Below are 18,498 nucleotides of genomic sequence, written 5' to 3'. Positions count from 1 at the left end.
ATTAAAAAAATATAAGAAAAGAGTGATAAACCATGTGTGGAATTACAGGTTGGGTTGATTTTCGGCAAGATTTGAAAAGGAAAGAATCCATCCTAAAAAAAATGACCAAAACTTTATCAAAGCGGGGCCCAGATGCATCTAATATTTGGAGTTCTCAACATGCTTTGCTTGGGCATACACGCCTCATTGTGGTGGATCCTATTGGTGGTGTCCAGCCCATGACTAAAACAAGTCATGGGAAAACCTATACAATGGTCTATAATGGGGAACTTTATAATACGGAAGAAATCAGAAAAGAATTACAGAAGAGAGGACATTTATTTACCTCACATTCTGATACAGAAGTATTGCTAACCGCTTATGTGGAATGGCAAGAACAATGTTTGGATTATTTAAATGGAATTTTTGCCTTTGCAGTTTGGAATCAACAAAACGAAAAGCTATTTATAGCAAGAGATCGCCTAGGGGTTAAACCACTTTTTTATAAAATTGAAAATGGTTCTATCCTTTTTGGCTCAGAATTAAAAGCGATATTAACTCATCCAGATATTAAACGGGAAATAGATAGAGAAGGCTTACAAGAAATCTTCGCCTTAGGGCCGTCTCATACTCCAGGCCATGGTGTATTTAGGGGGATGAAAGAACTTAGGCCGGCACATTTTCTCATTTACGATCGAAATCATTTGAAAATTCAACGATATTGGAATGTAAAAAGTCAAAAACATCCCCACACATTAGATGAAACGATAGAACATGTACATTTTCTCGTAAAGGATGCGGTCTGTCGTCAATTGGTCGCCGATGTCCCTGTTTGTACGTTTTTATCTGGCGGGATTGACTCTAGTGCAATTAGCGCTTTTGCTGCTGAATATTTTCAAAACAAAGGAAGGGGGTCTCTTCATACTTTTTCGATTGATTATGAACAAAACCATGATTTTTTTAAAGCGAGCGAATTTCAGCCGGATGAAGATCGACCATGGATTCAGAAAATGCAAAAATATTTGGATTCCTCTCATCATTCTGTTGTGATAAAAAATCGTGAACTCGCTCATTATTTAAAGGATGCGCTGATAGCCCGTGATTTGCCTGGGATGGCTGATATCGATTCTTCACTCTTCTACTTTTGTCAACGAATTAAGCAAGATTTTACTGTTGCATTATCTGGTGAATGTGCGGATGAAATCTTCGGGGGATATCCATGGTTTTATCGAAAGAAACTATTAGAGCAGAATGGTTTTCCTTGGATGAATTCCCAAATAGAAAGAGAAGATCTTCTCTTAACAAAATGGCAAAGGAAACTCGATTTAACAGGATATGTTCAGGAGCGGTATCAAGAATTGCTCGCTGAGGTACCACTACTAGAGGGGGAAAATTCTGAAGAAACTCGCCGAAGAGAAATGTTCTATTTAAATATGGTCTCGTTTATGACCACATTATTGGAAAGAAAGGATCGAATGAGCATGGGAGCTAGTCTTGAAGTCCGTGTCCCCTTTGCAGACCATCGAATTGTTGAATATGCGTGGAATATCCCCTGGGAAATGAAACGATTAGATGGGTATGAAAAAGGAATCTTGCGGAAGGCTCTAGAAAATGTTCTTCCTAAAAAAGTTCTTTATCGAAAAAAAAAGCCCCTACCCTAAAACACATCATCCAGAATATTTGAAACAAGTAAAAGGAATGCTACATCATATTCTTGATCAAAAAACATCCCCACTTCTAGAAATAGTCTCCAAGCAAAAAGTTAAAAACATGATTGATACAGACGGGGCATCATTCACAGTTCCTTGGTTTGGCCAGCTTATGACAGGTGCTCAACTCATGGCGCACTTAATACAAATTAATCTATGGCTAGATCATTATCAGATTAATATTATAGATTAATTCTACTTTACAAGAATGTTCGCTTTTGTTACGGTAGAATATTGAAAAAATAGGAAAACCAACTGATTATGTTTGTGTAAACATTATTTGTCATCCCTCCGCTACAGAAAAAACGAATTTCTTCAAACACTTAACCTAATGTAAATCATTAGGTTTTTTGTCATTCAGTGGTTTTACATACAAAAGGAGTTTATTATGCTATGCATCATAAACTTAGTAAAAGCATCTATATCATCATGGGAAAAAGCTATATAATAAATATAGGACATTTTGTTCAAAATGATCTAAGTTAGTCTAATAATCTGTTTCTCAATCCCTAAAAAATTCGGAAAATAAATTGAATTTCAATTTTTTCTAAATTTATGTTGTCAAAACGTGTCATTCCTTTTATAATGTCTACTATACGAATACAAATGTACATTTTGAAAATACATGAGGTGAGCGCATTGAAGGGATATGTATCAATAGGACTTCTTGGGTTGGGAACGGTAGGAACAGGTGTTGTGAAATTGATTCAACATCATCAAGAACAACTTGTTCATCAAGTTGGTTGTCCAGTATCCATTGAGAAGATTCTTGTGAAAAATTTAGAAAAAGAGAGAGAAGTTGAAATTGATCAAAGTCTTCTTACAGATGATCCATATGATGTTGTATTAAATCCAAATATAGATATTGTAGTGGAAGTAATGGGCGGGATTGATGAAACACGTCAATATTTGTTAGAGGCATTGAAAGCTAAGAAACATATAGTTACAGCAAATAAAGATTTAATTGCCCTGCACGGTTCTGAATTACAAAGCACGGCTGTTGAAAATCAATGTGATTTATTTTATGAAGCAAGTGTTGCTGGGGGCGTTCCGATTATTCGTGGACTGACAGATGGCCTATCTTCAGACCGAATCCAAAAGCTTATGGGAATTGTCAACGGAACGACGAATTTCATTTTAACAAAAATGGATAAAGATGGCCTTTCTTATGAAAAAGCGCTTAGTGACGCACAAGAACTTGGATTTGCTGAGGCAGATCCAACAGCGGACGTGGAAGGTCTTGATGCTGCTCGTAAAATGGCCATTTTAGCAAGGCTTGCCTTTTCAATGAATATTGAATTAGATGATGTTGAAGTAAGTGGAATTTCACAAATTTCAAAAGAAGATTTAAAATATGGAAGTACACTTGGTTATACAATGAAACTGATCGGTTATGCTCATCAAGAAAATGAACGGGCAGAAGTAAGTGTTCAACCAACATTTTTACCGAATGGTCATCCACTTGCAACTGTGAATGATGAATATAACGCGGTTTATGTATACGGGGAAGCAGTAGGAGAAACAATGTTCTACGGGCCTGGTGCTGGAAGTCTCCCAACAGCAACCTCTGTTGTTAGTGATATCGTAGCTGTTGTAAAGAATATGAGGTTAAATGTGACGGGGCAAAGTCATCTTTCACCCCAATTCCCTAAGCAGTTAAAGAATCAAAATGAGAAAATTGCCAAATACTTTATTCGTCTTCATGTCCTTGATGAAGTAGGTGCATTTGCAGAATTAACAAGATTATTCTCAGCTAATGCTATTAGTTTTGAAAAAATTCTGCAGCTACCATTGGATGAAAAAGGATTAGCTGAAATTGTAATTGTGACACATCGAGCAACCATGCAAGATTACGAAAATGTAGTACAAGAAATTAAAAATTTATCTGTTGTGAAGGAAATTAAAAGTTTTTATCGTGTTGAAGGAGACGGGGCTAAATGAAATGGGAAGGCTTAATTAAAAAATATCGTGAATTTTTGCCAGTAACAGAACATACACCAGCATTAACATTGATGGAAGGCAATACACCACTTATACCATTAGAAAAAATTTCAGCTAAGTTTGATGTCGAGATTCATGTGAAAACAGAAGGAACCAATCCTACTGGGTCCTTTAAAGATCGCGGAATGGTGATGGCAGTCGCCAAAGCAAAAGAGGAAGGCAGTAATACTGTTATTTGTGCCTCCACTGGGAATACATCTGCAGCGGCTGCAGCCTATGCAGCACGTGCTGGTATGCGTGCGATTATTGTAATACCAAACGGAAAAATCGCATTAGGGAAATTAGCTCAAGCAATGATGTATGGCGCGGAAATTGTGTCAATTGAAGGGAATTTTGATGAAGCGTTGAAAATGGTTCGTAAAATTAGCGAAACCTCTCCAATTACACTTGTAAACTCCGTCAACCCATACCGAATTGAAGGGCAAAAAACCGCAGCATTTGAAATTTGTGACCAACTTGGAAAAGCACCGGATATTTTAGCCATCCCTGTTGGAAATGCTGGTAATATCACAGCCTATTGGAAAGGGTTCAAAGAGTATCATGAGAAGTTCAATACAGGATTACCTCGTATGCACGGTTTTGAAGCGGAAGGTGCCGCCGCCATTGTGAAGAAAAAAGTAATTGAACAACCAGAAACGGTTGCAACGGCGATTCGCATCGGGAACCCTGCCAGCTGGGAAAAGGCGGCTCAAGCGCGTGATGAATCAAAAGGACAAATTGATTTCGTAACAGATGCAGAAATCCTAGAAGCATTCCAAATGTTAACAAGAGAAGAAGGGATCTTTGCAGAACCTGCATCTTGTGCATCAATTGCCGGCATAATCAAGCATCGTAAATCTGGACAAATACCAGCAGGTAGTACGATTGCAGCTGTATTAACAGGTAACGGGTTAAAAGATCCTCAAACAGCGATCGAACAAGTTACGAAGAAGCCGGTCGTATTACCGAATGACGAAAAAGTCGTATTTGATTATATTGAAGGAGTTGTACGTGCATGATTGCACAATCATTCCTAAAGGTTCCGGCAAGTACAGCTAATTTGGGACCGGGATTTGATTCCATCGGATTAGCCTTAAACCGTTATTTAACATTAGAAATAACACCCGCTGAGGAATGGTGTTTCGAGCATCTTTCTCCTTTGCTCAAAGCCCTGCCAACAGACCAAAACCATTTAATTTATCAAATTGCCAAAAAGACGGCTGATCAATATGGAAAAACTCTTCCAGAATTAAAAATCCGGATGGAAAGTGAAATACCATTAGCTCGAGGACTTGGCAGTAGTGCAGCAGCGATTGCAGCGGGAATAGAGATTGCTGATAAATATTGTGGACTTTCTTTATCCAATAAGGAAAAACTACAAATTGGGACAAAAATTGAAGGACATCCTGATAATATTGGAGCATCGATATACGGTGGGTTAGTCATTGGTGTGTTGGTAGACGGCAAAACTGAAATTGTTCCAATAAAGGATGTCGATCTTGATATTGTCGTACTTATTCCCTCATATGAACTAAAAACAGAGGATGCTAGAAACGTTCTTCCTGATTCTTTTGAAAGGAAACAAGCAGTAGCGGCGAGTGCCATAAGCAATACATTGATTGCAGCTCTATTATCCAAACAATATTCACTTGCGGGTACGATGATGGAACGTGATTTACTCCATGAGCCTTATCGTATCCCATTAATTAAAGACTTTGGCAAGATTAGAAAAGTAGCAAAAGAAAATGGAGCATTCGGTACAGCGATTAGTGGAGCTGGCCCAACAGTTATTTCCTTCACAGAAAAAGGAATGGGACAAAGGTTAGCTAACATACTACAAAAATCTTTTCCAAGCTTGCAAGTTGAATTCCTAAAGATTGATGAACAAGGGATACAGTGGGAAGAAGCCTCATCCCTACAAAAAATGGGGCTGTCCGAAAAGTAGTTTTCTAAGCCTAAATAGGTAAAATGCAAAATCCAAGAATGTGACATATCAACATTCTTGGGTTTTTAATTTGGGCAAAATTCATATTAAAATGGACTTTTGAGACAGCCCCATTTTTTTGTCTAGGAAACTAACTGGTATTCTCAAAAAGAAGTGCAAATAACCTTAATCCCTGTTGCTTTCCTTCGTTTCCTCTTAGTTTACTTCAAGAAGCTTCCATTTTTATTGTAAATGAGTTAAGATGTTGCTATTGCAAAAAACGACAATGTTGCGCTTTTTTCTACAGAAATCAACGAAAAAAATAATAGGAGAAGGATGAAAAATGAAAGATTCCCATCGAAAGTCCCGAGAATAGTTCATAGAAATATCATAAATGAAATATATTTGTAAAATTTGTTGAATAAATGAAATGTTAGGGCTATCTTTTTCACCTCATTCCCATTATTATATATATATATACAAGGTTACGATAGAAAGGTGAAATTTATGGAAAGAAAAAAGACAAGAAAATGGTGGAAAATGGACATGAAAAAAATATTAATACCAACCATTTCCTCCGTTTTTCTTACAGTAGCATATAGTAATGGTGTAGTTGTTAAGGCAAATGGCAAACAACAACCACTGACGGCAAGTGATCAAGATGTTCACTCCATTCGACAAATATCAAAGAGTATTGAGCTTGGTTTTTCACCTTTCACGGTTCTAAAAACTGGATTAAATCATATGTATGCCGATACGAATGTGAATTCTGAAAAGCTCCAACAGACTTCAACGAATACTAAGAAAATCGTTTATTTAACATTTGATGATGGACCAAACCATGCCTCCATTCCTATTTTAAATAAGCTTGACCAATACAATGCGAAGGCCACATTTTTTATGTTAGAGCCGAATATGAAACAATATCCACAGGCGGTTAAAGAGATGGTTAATCGTGGCCATGCTGTTGGTATGCATGGAGTGACACATAATGCCAAAATGATTTATCAATCAGCACTCACAGTATTAAATGAAATGCAAACGGGGCAAAAGACATTAGAAGAAATAGCCGGTGTTCAATCTCATTTAATCCGTTCACCTTATGGTTCATTTCCTCATATGAAACCACTATATAAGGCGGTTGTAGAAGAAAATGAGTTGCATCTATGGGATTGGACCATAGATAGTGAAGACTGGAAATATCCAAGAGGACAGTTTGTTGGTAAAGTAATTAATAGTGCAGAGGCATTAGCTAGTACTTCCAAACCTATGATTATTCTTATGCATGAAAAACCAACTACATTAGCAAAACTAGACTATATTTTACGTTATTTTCAGGAAAATGGATATGAAATGAGACCATTGACAGAACAGATGGAACCATTTACGTTTCATCATGAATAAAAAAATAAATCATTAAGACAAAAAAGGTTCGATTGTTTAGGTCAAACCTTTTTTTGTTTTTGAAAATTAAGGATAGGATGATTGGTTTCTTTCATGATAATTCATGAATCAATTTTTTCCCTAGTCCGATAATAAGAGGAGAGATGATCAGTTGAGTCTTTTGTGGGAGGTATAATATGGAGTATATTGAAAAAGAAGGGTATACATTATGTTATGAAGCCTACGGAAAGGGCAGTCCCATTGTATTTATTCACCCACCAGGAATGGGAAGAAAAACATTTATCAAGCAACTTTCTTTACAGTTAAATATGAAGGTCGTACTTTTAGATTTAAGAGGCCATGGGGATAGCACGATTTCTTCCTCAGCCATGCTTGATGATTTTGTGGAGGATATTGAAACGGTAAGGAACCATTTAGGTGTTGAAAAAATTTTTCTTTTCGGTTATTCAGCAGGGGGTATGATTGCACAGGAATATACATTTCGATTTCCAAGGTCTGTGAAGGGGGTTATTCTTTCCGGAGCTTATCCAATTATTCAAAATAAAATATTAGAATGGGAGCATCGAATTGGAATTTTTATGGCTAAATCTACTCCGAAAATATTAGCAAGAATTCTGGCGGTGAGCCATTTTTCAAATGATGAAGAACAACAATTGATATACAATCAAATAGTGAAGTCAAACCAAAATGTCTGGTCCCAATACTATGAAATGGCTTTAAATTATTCCTGTATACATAAACTGAATGATTGGAATATCCCATTATGCCTATTATATGGGAAAAGGGCCGACTATATAAATGGTCATGTGAAATGGTATTACACAATTCCAAATGTGCAAATAGAATGGATTAACAAAGCGAATCATCAATTGCCAACAAGACACTACCGACGTATTAATCCAATCATTGAAGCATTCGTTAATAAACATGAGTAAACAAAAAGGATCTGCTTTTCGTTTCTTGAACTTTCCGAGGGATTATTATAAGTTTATAAAGTGAGACTTCATTTTGTGGAGGGTTGAAAAGGATAGAGCATTATGGATGAAAGGAAGAGGAGGAATGGAGGATCAACAAAGAGATGATCCACGGTTCATTATAGCAAAACATGAAGCATTAATGGGGATTGCTCTAGTAATCTTTAATTTTCTATGGTGGTTTGGATTTGCTTACGGGCTAGGAAGTAAACCTGTTAGCGAATATTCATACATATTAGGACTTCCATCTTGGTTTTTCTATAGTTGTGTCGTTGGATTATTCGTTGTGATTGGACTCGTATTCATTATGGTTAAATTTTTTTTGAAAGATGTAGATTTTGATGGGGAACATGAGGGATGAAGACGGCGGTTGTTCTAACACTTATTATATTTTTTGTAATTATTTTTATTATTGGTCTCTATTCTGGAAGGATGGTCAATCGATCGACATCATTTGTTCAGGAGTATTTTTTAGGAAGTAGAGAATTAGGTGGCTTTATCCTTGCCATGACGATGGCCGCTACATATGGGAGTGCTTCAAGCTTTTTAAGTGGTCCAGGAGCGGCCTACCAATATGGATTAGCTTGGGTGTTACTGGCGATGAGTCAAGTAGCGACAGGTTATTTTGTGTTATTAATCCTTGGAAAGAAATTTGCTATTATGGCACGCAAATACAAGGCCGTTACCCTTATTGATTTTTTGTATGCACGCTACCAAAGTAAAGCAGTAGTGGTATTAGCCTCTGTAAGTATCATTATCTTTTTATTTTCAGCAATGTTAGCCCAATGGATTGGAGGGGCAAGGCTTGTTGAATCGATTACAGGTCTATCCTACACAAAAGCACTGATTATTTTTGCTATCTCGGTTATTATGTATGTCGCAATAGGTGGTTTCCGTGCGGTTGCTTTGACAGATGCCGTGCAAGGGACGATTATGGTAATTGGAACGATGATCCTATTGGTCGGAGCCTTAGTTGCAGGTGGTGGGATGGAAAATATTATGGGGACTCTACGCGAAGAAAATCCTAATTTACTGTCACCTTTTGGTCATGATCGAAATTTATCTCCCATGTACATATCCTCATTCTGGATTTTGGTTGGAGTAGGTGTTGTTGGTTTGCCACAAGTTGCGGTTCGGGCAATGAGTTATAAAAATGCAAAAGCCATGCATCGCGCTTTACTAATTGGGACCATTGTTGTCGGAGTGATAATGCTTGGGATGCATCTGATCGGTGTAATGGCGAGGGCAATCATTCCCGGGATTGAAGTAGGAGACAAGGTCATGCCTGAGTTAGCCATGACGGTATTACCTCATTGGCTATCAGGAATCGTTTTGACTGCACCAATGGCGGCAATTATGTCAACCGTTGATTCGCTTCTTCTTCTAGTTGCATCGGCTGTTGTAAAAGACCTGTATTTAAACTTTATTAAACCAGATGCTACAGAACAAACAATCAAAAGATGGAGTATAACGATTACTGCAATGATTGGAGTGGCTGTTTTTTTATTCGCTCTAAACCCACCAAATTTAATTATTTGGTTAAATTTATTTTCATTCGGAGGATTAGAAGCCGTTTTTATTTGGCCGATTGTTTTAGGCCTTTATTGGAAAAATGGGAATAAACATGGTGCATTGGCATCAATGGTTGTTGGAATGGTCTCATATATATTATTTAGTACGTTCTATCCGAATGCCTTTAAAATGCATACAGTTGTTCTTCCTATGATGTTTTCACTATTCACCTATTATATTATTTCCAAAATGACGAATAAGAAGTTGAAAGAAAGCATGAAATAAGTGGGTGCTTTCTTTCTTTTTTTTGAAATCCGATATTTTAATAGATGTCTGAAAAAAACATTATATTAATATGATATTTTTCGATAATAATGCATGATGGTATGCTTCGAAAACCACTTCTTCATTAAGTTGTATTTTTGTGCATAAATCTCGTGCATCATCCCAATTTCCACGTTCAACTTGTTTAACAATATTTAAAACGTATTGTGCATCATTTCCTTCATTAAGTAATGCTCGTTTAATCTCTACATCGAGAGGAAGCTCCTTTAATATTTCTTCCATTGGTCGGCCTATTAATACATCGATCACTGAAAACAATCCGAGCAAGAAATATTGCGATGAGGATTGTTTTGCATGAATGTATGGACTGATTTTTTCCAAAGTATTGGCCCGTATTAAGCTAGTTTGAATAATTTCTTCAGAACATTTATGGTTAGTATGATTTAAAAAGAGGAAAGCCATCCATTTTTTTAAATGATTAAATCCAATAATCATGATTGCCTGTCTAATGGTTTTTATGGGTTGCCTTGTATAGAAAGCGGCTTTATTTAAAAGTTTTAATAATTGATAGGCAAGTGGAAGATCCTTTTCTATTAAATCGGTAATGACATCAATATTCGGCGATTCCTGGTTTAATTCTTTTAATATTTTAAAATATTCAGTTGAAAAATGTGGGATTGATTCACCACTTAATATCATGGGTTCACAAAAGAAATAGCCTTGAAAGAAGTGATAGCCTTGCTCCATGGCTTCTTTCATTTGTTCACGGGTTTCAACCTTTTCAGCAAGCCAGTGGATATGATGAAGATGAGACAACTTGCGTTTCATTTGCATCCTTTGCTCTGCACTTGTGTTTAAAAAATCGACCTTAATGATGTCAGCATATGGAAGGAAACCTTGATTATCTTTATGTAGAACAAAATCGTCTAGGGCAATGGAATACCCGTGATCTTTAAGCTTTTGGCAAATCTTTAATACTTCGTTTTTAGCCATGACATCTTCTAATATTTCAATGACAATTTCCTCTTTTGAAAAAAAGAAGGGGGCTTCTAGTAATAATAAGTTTTCTGTGAAATTAATGAATAGCTTTTTTCCCTCTGATATTCTGCTTATTCCAATGTTGATTAAGCTGTTCTTAATAACAGATATCGTCGCTTGATCTGCATTCACAATATTTGCTTGATTTGTTGTAGAGTTATTTCGATATAGTAATTCATAAGCAACCGTTTTTTCAAAACGATTGAAGATTGGTTGTCTTGCTACATGTATATCCATAAAAAGCACCTCGGAAAAAGTAGAAGTCTCCCCTTTATTTTACTTAGTTTGAGAATGAAAAGATAGTCATATATTAAGAATGTCATGAAAATATTATCGGATTTCATGGATATAACAAACCAGTCGCCTCCGCTATTCATAGTCCAGCTCCGGCTCCTTGCTGCTCGAGGTCAAAAGCTCATCCTTTTTGTGGCAAAATGCGCCACATCAAGGCTGATCTTTTGCTTGTCGCAGCAGGACAGTCGCCTCCGCTATTCATAGTCCAGCTTGAATTATTTATTTTTTTTGTTGACATTTATTTTTTTCCATATTATGATGTTTACAAATAAATGATTCGGCTTACAGGTGATGATGAAGAGGAGTAGCTTAGGCGGCTTTTTGCAGAGAGCTGGTGGTTGGTGCAAACTAGCAAAGTTGTTTAAGTGAATGGACTTCTAAACCCCAAACTGAACCTCTAAGGAGAGTAGTAGGCTTTGGCGATCGATCTCATCGTTATAAGAGATGTGTATAGACGGAGATGATCTATACAAGAAAGTGGATTGTAAAAAAGATACAATCAACAAAGGTGGTACCACGGGTTCCTCGTCCTTTGGATGAGGGCCCTTTTTGTGTTTTTTAAATTGCTTTCGTACGCTTTGTTGGTAGTAAAGTGAAAAATTGAATAATTAAATTGTTGAGTAAGAGGAGTAGGTGGATACTGATTCGATACAGAGAGCCGGTGTAGGTGAGATCCGGTACGATAAGTTTCATTGAATGGACTTACGAGAGGTGTTCTGAACATATGGAAAGTAGGAATACACGGTTTCCACCGTTACATGGATAGGATATCGGAAAGTGATTTCTCGTATTCGAAGAGAGGGAGTCTTTTGGCTTCAATGTGGGGTGGTACCGCGGATTCATTCGTCCTCCATAAATGTTTAAACATTTATGGAGGATTTTTTTATTTTTTGAAAGGTGGGGATGAAAAATGAGTACGACTACAAAACAAAACTATATATTAAAAGAAATTGAAGGGGATTTGATCACACCGATTTCTGTATTTAAACGATTGAAAGGTCGAAAAAAGTTTTTATTTGAAAGTTCCTATAAACATGAGGAAAGTGGACGATATTCCTTTTTAGGTTTAAATCCTTATTTAGAATATAAGGCAATCGCCTGTGATGTTTATATTTCTAGTGATTCCAAGAATCAAAAAGATTTTTTTAAAGGGAACCCAATTGAAAAACTAAAGAAGATGTTTCCCATAAAGGATATGGAGTCATTACCTTTTCCTTTTTTTGGAGGGGCGATCGGGTTTATTGGCTATGATGTCATTCGGCATTTCGAACAAATCGGTGATGAATTAAACGATTCAATGAAGATGCCAGATATACATTTAATGTTTTATGAGGATATTGTCGTTTTTGATCATTTATTTCAAAAAGTGTATGTCGTTTCTTTAAACTTAAGTGGCGATCGTACAGACGAAGAAATGAATGAAACCGTCCAAAAAATCGAGCAAGATATTTTACAAGAGTCTATGTTTCGGAATCAAGTAAAAGTCGAACCATTAGACTTTGAATCGAATCATACATTTGAAGAGTATTGTGAAAAAGTACGAAAAGCGAAAAATCATATTATTAAAGGGGATATTTTTCAGGTTGTTTTATCACAGAGATTGAAGGCAAGTTTTAAAGGGGATTCTTTTGAGTTTTATCGTCAACTAAGAAGGGTAAATCCATCCCCTTATATGTTTTATATTGACTTTGAATCATACACCATTATAGGGGCATCACCAGAGAGTTTAATTAAAGTAACGGGAAATAAAGTGATGACTAATCCAATTGCTGGAACTCGTCCGCGTGGATTAACGAAACAGGAGGATGTGAAACTCGAGAAAGACCTTCTCGCTGATGAGAAAGAAATAGCGGAGCATCATATGCTTGTGGATCTCGGTAGAAATGACTTAGGGAAGGTTTGTGAAATTGGATCTATAAAAGTGGCGAAAGACAAAGCCGTTGAAAAGTATAAACATGTAATGCATATCGTTTCTGAAGTGACGGGAGAATTAAAGAAGCATGTTCATCCATTAGATGCACTGATGTCAATTTTACCTGCTGGAACGGTCTCGGGAGCTCCGAAGATTCGGGCTATGCAAATTATCAATGATTTAGAAACAGAAAAACGTGGTGTGTATGCAGGCGCTATTGGGTATATGTCGGCCAATGGGGATTTTGATTTTGCTTTAGCGATTAGAACGATGGTCGTGAAGGACCAAGTAGCATATGTTCAAGCTGGAGCAGGAATTGTGTATGATTCTATCCCTGAAAAAGAATATGAAGAAACATTAAATAAGGCAAAAGCATTATTGGAGGTGGAAGCATGATTTTATTAATCGATAATTATGATTCATTTACTTATAATCTTTATCAATTAATTGGGGAAATTGGGAAAAATATACGTGTCGTTCGGAATGATGAAATTAGTTTGGAAGAAATTGAAGCCATTGAGCCAGAAGCTATTATTCTTTCTCCAGGACCAGGAACTCCTGAAGAAGCGGGGATTTGTGTAGATGTCGTAAGAGCCTTTTATCATCGCATTCCAATTTTAGGGATTTGTTTGGGACATCAAGCCATTGCTTCTGCATTTGGAGGACGGATTATTCAAGCAAAAACCATTAAACATGGAAAGACATCGATCATTCAACATAAGGGAAAAGGAATATTTGGTTCGTTTCATCGTCCGATTTCGGTGATGCGTTATCATTCTCTTTCTGTTGATGAATCCTCTTTACCTTCCAAATTAGAAGTATTAGCTCATGCGATGGATGATGGCGAAATTATGGCGATGAAACATAAAGAGTATCCAGTGTACGGATTACAATTCCATCCAGAATCAATTGGTTCAAAGGATGGCAAGGAAATTGTTCGTCAATTTTTCTACCAATGTAAGAAGGAAAAGAAAATGAAATCATATTTACAGAAACTAGCAGATCATCAACCGTTAATGGAAGAAGAGATGGTGGCGGCCTCCCAGGAACTCCTTCAGGAAGATGTGACAGATAGTGAAATTGCAGCTTTCCTAATGGCATTAAAATCAAAAGGGGAAACAGCTGATGAAATCGCTTCGTTAGTAGGAGTATTACGGCAAAATGCTATTGGAATTAATAAGAAAATTCCGAATGTTATGGATAATTGTGGGACAGGGGGAGATGGTTCTCAAAGTTTTAATATAAGTACCACATCCGCATTTGTTCTTGCTGGAGCCGGTGTGAAAATTGCTAAGCACGGGAACCGCAGTATTTCGAGTAAAACAGGAAGTGCTGATGTATTAGAACATTTGGGGATCTCTCTTGATCTAATGGAAAATGATGTTGAAGAGTTATTAGAGGAAAATGGAATTGCGTTCTTATTTGCTCCACATGTCCATCCGCGGATGAAACGAATCATGAAAGTAAGAAGAGATTTAAAGATTCCTACGATTTTTAATTTAATTGGTCCATTAACTAATCCAGTTGATTTAGAAACTCAAATTTTGGGGATCTACCGACGAGATATGCTAGAAATGATGGCAGAAGTATTAAAACGTCTTGGAAGAAGAAGAGGGGTCGTTTTAAACGGGGCAGGGTTTATGGATGAGGCTTCATTAGCAGGAGAAAATGCACTTGTTCTTTTAGATGAAGGAAATATTACGAAGATGACCCTTCATCCTGAACAAGTAAATTTACCCGTATATCCTTTGGAAGCCATTCGTGGTGGCGAAGCAAAAGAAAATGCAGATATTTTATTAAGAATTTTACAAGGAGAAAAAGGAGCCTATCGAGACACCGTATTATTAAATACAGGAATTGGCTTGTTTGCCAATGGCATAGTGAAAACGATTGAAGAGGGAATTGCATTGGCTAGAGAAAGCATTGATTCTGGTGCGGCCCTTTCAAAATTACATTATCTAATTGATTATAGTGAACGTAAACAAAAGGTGGTAATTTAGATGACTGCAAGTATACTAGACGGAATATTACAAAAAAAGAAAGAGGAGGTCGAACGGTTAAAAGAAACATTCCGGCATGAGTTTGTAGAACAGAAAAAGTATTCATTATATGAATCTTTTCAACAATCAACGGTTATGAAGGTGATTGCGGAGATGAAAAGGGCCTCCCCATCCAAAGGAGATATCCATGTGACGGTCGATCCGCTTGCACAAGCTAAACAATATGAACAAAGCGGAGCAAATGCGATTTCGGTTTTAACAGATGAACCATTTTTTAAAGGGAAAATGGAAGACTTAAAGAATATCCGGGAAGTGGTGAAGCTTCCGATCTTATGTAAAGATTTCATTATTGATCCCATTCAGATCGACCGTGCGAAGCAAGCAGGAGCAAACGTCATATTACTCATTGCAGCAGCCTTAGATGATGAACAGTTGACCACCCTTTTTTCTTACGCACATGAGACAGGACTCGAAGTATTGCTTGAAGTACATGATGAAGTTGAAATGGAGAGAGCTCTTCAATTAAATGCAAAAATCATTGGAATTAATAACCGGGATTTAAAAACATTTGAGGTCAATTTAGCAACGACTGAAAAGCTTATCCAACCATTAAAAAATGAAAAGGATACGTATTTCATTAGTGAAAGTGGCATTCGTACAAAAGAGGATGTGGAGCGTGTCCGAATAGCAGGTGCTAGCGGTATTTTAGTAGGAGAAACACTCATGAGATCAAAGGATATTAACGCCACTCTAACTAGCTTTAAAGTGGAATTGTGAGGTGGATGGATGTTTGTAAAAATATGTGGAATCCAAGATATAAAAACAGCTGAATTCACATGTAGTGCTGGAGCTGATGCCATTGGATTTGTATTTGCCACAAGCAAGCGGAAAATTTCAGTTGATACAGCTAGGCAATTATCGGAAGTCATTCCTCCTCAAGTGAAAAAAGTAGGGGTCTTTGTGAATGAGGACAAAAAAAGAGTCGAGAGAATGGTGAAAGAAATTGGATTAGACTTTGTACAGCTGCATGGGGATGAACCTCCTGAATATGCGAGAACCCTTGATGTTCCCGTTATAAAGGCGTTTGCCTTTGATGAAAAAGTGAATGTAGAAGATTTATTAAACTACCCGGCAGAATACTTCTTAATAGATAGTCCAAAAGGAAAATATCGGGGAGGAAATGGAGTCACGTTTGATTGGGATCTTCTAGCAAGTTCTCAGCTTCCATGTAAAAAAATCTTTTTAGCTGGTGGACTAGATTTTCAAAATGTTCAAGAGGCTATTTCAATTGTCCACCCATTTGCAGTTGATATATCAAGTGGTGTCGAAACAGATGGCAAGAAAGATATAAATAAAATAAAACAATTTATTCAATGCGCAAAAGGAAGTGTCAAAATATGAGTACGTATATTCAACCGAATGAGAAAGGACATTTTGGAACATTTGGTGGAAGATTTGTTCCAGAAACTTTAATGCAAGCCGTCTTGGAATTAGAAGCGGCATATAATGAAGCAATGAAGGATCCTCAGTTTTTGAAGGAGTTACAAAATTATTTAAAGGACTATATTGGGAGGGAAAATCCGCTTTACTATGCCCGGAATCTATCAGAAAAAATAGGCGGAGCGAAAATTTACTTGAAGAGGGAAGATTTGAATCATACAGGTGCACATAAAATTAATAATACGATTGGGCAGGCCCTTCTAGCGGTTCGAATGGGCAAGAAGAAAGTGGTAGCAGAAACAGGGGCTGGACAACATGGGGTGGCAACAGCGACTGTCTGCGCTTTACTCAATTTGGAATGTGTCATCTTTATGGGGGAGGAAGATATTCGTCGCCAAAAATTAAATGTGTTCCGGATGGAGCTACTAGGTGCAAAGGTTGAAAGTGTGAAACAGGGAAGTGCTACATTAAAAGATGCGGTCAATGAAGCCCTTAGGTACTGGGTTTCAAATGTACGGGATACTCATTACATTATGGGGTCGGTATTAGGCCCCCATCCTTTTCCTAAAATGGTTCGCGATTTTCAAAGTGTCATTGGCTATGAAACAAAAAAGCAAATAATTGAGAAAGAAGAGAAACTTCCAGAGGCGATTGTTGCTTGTATTGGTGGCGGAAGTAATGCTATGGGAATGTTTTATCCTTTTATTGAAGATCAAGAAGTCCGTTTACATGGTGTGGAAGCAGCGGGAAGTGGACTTGACACAGATCAGCATGCCGCTTCATTAACAAAAGGGTCGATCGGAATCTTACATGGAAGTAAAATGTATTTATTACAAGATGAAAATGGCCAAATTCAAGAAGCTCACTCTATTTCCGCGGGACTTGACTATCCGGGTGTCGGACCTGAGCATAGTTTATTAAAGGAAATAGGTCGTGTAGAATATACTGCGGTGACAGACCAGGAAGCGTTAGAAGGTTTTCAACAATTAACGAAAACGGAAGGGATTATTCCTGCACTAGAAAGCTCCCATGCGATAGCCTATGCAATGAAATTGGCAAAAACGATGAAGAAAGAAGAGGTCATTGTTGTATGTCTTTCCGGTCGCGGCGATAAAGATGTAGAAGCCATTCAGTCCATATTAGGGGGAGAAATTAAATGAGTAAAGAACGAATAGATTTAATGTTTCAGACGTTGAAAGAAAAGAACGAAAAAGCCTTTGTCGCTTATATAATGGCAGGGGATGGAGGGTTATTGACTCTTCGGGATAACATACAATTTTTACAAGAATCTGGTGTTTCATTAGTTGAACTCGGAATTCCATTTTCCGATCCTGTTGCAGATGGTCCGACAATCCAGGAAGCGGGGCTACGGGCTCTACGGGAAGGAACAACATTAAAAAAGGTTTTGAATGAAATTGCGAGTTTTCGTGAATCCATTGAAATTCCGATCGTTATTATGACGTATATGAACCCAGTTTATGCATATGGGGTCGAACAGTTTGCAAATGATTGCGAACTAGCAGGTATTGATGGATTGATTATTCCCGATGTTCCAATGGAGGAGGAAGCCATCATCCATCCCTATTTGAAAGAGAAGCAAATTGCCCTTATAAGACTTGTAACTCTAACAAGCCCTCTAGAACGAATAAAGGCCATTGCAGAAGGAACAGAAGGGTTTCTCTATGCTGTAACGGTTACAGGCACTACTGGAGAAAGAAGTCAGATCCATGAAAACTTAGGGGGGTATTTACAAAAATTAAAAGAGATAAGCCCAGCCCCGGTCCTTGCAGGTTTCGGAATTTCCACTCATGAACAAGTGAAGGGAATTGGTGGACTTTGCGATGGTGTCATTGTCGGAAGTAAAATCGTGGATTCTCTTCATTTTGGAAAACATGAGGAAATTATCAAATTGATCAACCCTGAAAAAACACTTGTGCAATGAATTTGCCAGAGAGCCGAGGATCTGATAGGATTTTTTTAGCTATTTTCATCATTGGCGATTAATTCAACGTGATGATGTTGAGAATATTAGAATAACAGTTTCTAA

The 18,498-nt window shown here is 37.3% G+C and carries 14 protein-coding genes, 1 pseudogene and 2 other annotated features; of the genes and pseudogenes, 14 read left to right on the top strand and 1 reads right to left on the bottom strand.

Annotation, left to right across the window (positions count from 1 at the left end; genetic code table 11):
• The first annotated feature begins 32 nt into the window (after window positions 1-32).
• From asnB to panF, 8 genes and pseudogenes are all read left to right on the top strand, one after another.
• Window positions 33-1,881: pseudogene (asnB, locus tag J2S13_RS03715) on the top strand (asparagine synthase (glutamine-hydrolyzing)).
• A gap of 446 nt (window positions 1,882-2,327) precedes the next feature.
• Window positions 2,328-3,629: a homoserine dehydrogenase gene (locus J2S13_RS03710; protein WP_307256358.1), complete on the top strand. Its 1,302-nt coding sequence runs from the start codon at window positions 2,328-2,330 to the stop codon at window positions 3,627-3,629.
• A complete protein-coding gene (thrC, locus tag J2S13_RS03705) occupies window positions 3,626-4,687 on the top strand; it encodes a threonine synthase (RefSeq protein ID WP_307256357.1) in 1,062 nt (353 codons plus the stop codon). The genes J2S13_RS03710 and thrC overlap by 4 nt, the downstream gene beginning before the upstream one ends.
• Window positions 4,684-5,613 (top strand): homoserine kinase, encoded by a 930-nt coding sequence (gene thrB, locus J2S13_RS03700; protein WP_307256356.1) that lies wholly within the window; start codon window positions 4,684-4,686, stop codon window positions 5,611-5,613. The genes thrC and thrB overlap by 4 nt, the downstream gene beginning before the upstream one ends.
• A 486-nt stretch (window positions 5,614-6,099) precedes the next feature.
• The gene (locus tag J2S13_RS03695; protein ID WP_307256355.1) at window positions 6,100-6,996 is read left to right on the top strand and encodes a polysaccharide deacetylase family protein; all 897 of its coding nucleotides are present in this window, start codon (window positions 6,100-6,102) and stop codon (window positions 6,994-6,996) included.
• Window positions 6,997-7,172: 176 nt separating this feature from the next.
• Window positions 7,173-7,931, top strand: coding sequence for an alpha/beta fold hydrolase (locus J2S13_RS03690; protein WP_307256354.1), 759 nt, complete (start codon window positions 7,173-7,175; stop codon window positions 7,929-7,931).
• A gap of 124 nt (window positions 7,932-8,055) precedes the next feature.
• Complete coding sequence (locus J2S13_RS03685; RefSeq protein WP_307256353.1) at window positions 8,056-8,331, top strand: YhdT family protein; 276 nt, start codon at window positions 8,056-8,058, stop codon at window positions 8,329-8,331.
• Window positions 8,328-9,767, top strand: a complete 1,440-nt coding sequence (gene panF, locus J2S13_RS03680) for a sodium/pantothenate symporter (RefSeq protein WP_307256352.1) — start codon at window positions 8,328-8,330, stop codon at window positions 9,765-9,767. The genes J2S13_RS03685 and panF overlap by 4 nt, the downstream gene beginning before the upstream one ends.
• A 60-nt stretch (window positions 9,768-9,827) precedes the next feature.
• On the opposite strand, the gene J2S13_RS03675 is transcribed toward panF, so the two are convergent.
• The gene (locus J2S13_RS03675; protein ID WP_307256351.1) at window positions 9,828-11,042 is read right to left on the bottom strand and encodes an EAL and HDOD domain-containing protein; all 1,215 of its coding nucleotides are present in this window, start codon (window positions 11,040-11,042) and stop codon (window positions 9,828-9,830) included.
• Window positions 11,043-11,381: 339 nt separating this feature from the next.
• Window positions 11,382-11,635 (top strand) — a binding site (T-box leader).
• Between the two features lie 71 nt (window positions 11,636-11,706).
• Window positions 11,707-11,953 (top strand) — a binding site (T-box leader).
• A 56-nt stretch (window positions 11,954-12,009) separates the two neighbouring features.
• On the opposite strand from J2S13_RS03675, the gene trpE reads away from it, so the two are divergent.
• The 6 genes from trpE to trpA are packed head-to-tail and all read left to right on the top strand — an operon-like array spanning window position 12,010 to window position 18,393.
• On the top strand, window positions 12,010-13,407 hold the full coding sequence (trpE, locus tag J2S13_RS03670; protein ID WP_307256350.1) for an anthranilate synthase component I: 1,398 nt from the start codon (window positions 12,010-12,012) through the stop codon (window positions 13,405-13,407).
• Entirely contained in the window at window positions 13,404-15,011 is a 1,608-nt protein-coding gene (locus J2S13_RS03665; protein WP_307256349.1) for a bifunctional anthranilate synthase component II/anthranilate phosphoribosyltransferase, read from the top strand. Before trpE ends, J2S13_RS03665 begins: the two co-directional genes overlap by 4 nt.
• Window positions 15,012-15,788: an indole-3-glycerol phosphate synthase TrpC gene (gene trpC, locus J2S13_RS03660; RefSeq protein ID WP_307256348.1), complete on the top strand. Its 777-nt coding sequence runs from the start codon at window positions 15,012-15,014 to the stop codon at window positions 15,786-15,788.
• Between the two features lie 9 nt (window positions 15,789-15,797).
• Entirely contained in the window at window positions 15,798-16,412 is a 615-nt protein-coding gene (locus J2S13_RS03655; protein WP_307256347.1) for a phosphoribosylanthranilate isomerase, read from the top strand.
• Window positions 16,409-17,611: a tryptophan synthase subunit beta gene (gene trpB, locus J2S13_RS03650; protein WP_307256346.1), complete on the top strand. Its 1,203-nt coding sequence runs from the start codon at window positions 16,409-16,411 to the stop codon at window positions 17,609-17,611. The genes J2S13_RS03655 and trpB overlap by 4 nt, the downstream gene beginning before the upstream one ends.
• The gene (trpA, locus tag J2S13_RS03645) at window positions 17,608-18,393 is read left to right on the top strand and encodes a tryptophan synthase subunit alpha (protein WP_307256345.1); all 786 of its coding nucleotides are present in this window, start codon (window positions 17,608-17,610) and stop codon (window positions 18,391-18,393) included. Before trpB ends, trpA begins: the two co-directional genes overlap by 4 nt.
• The last annotated feature ends 105 nt before the right edge of the window (window positions 18,394-18,498 follow it).

Source organism: Oikeobacillus pervagus, assembly GCF_030813365.1.
GTDB lineage: Bacteria > Bacillota > Bacilli > Bacillales > DSM-23947 > Oikeobacillus > Oikeobacillus pervagus.
The sequence above is the reverse complement of the archived record's forward strand: the minus strand, read 5'-3'. Positions and strand labels throughout refer to the sequence as shown.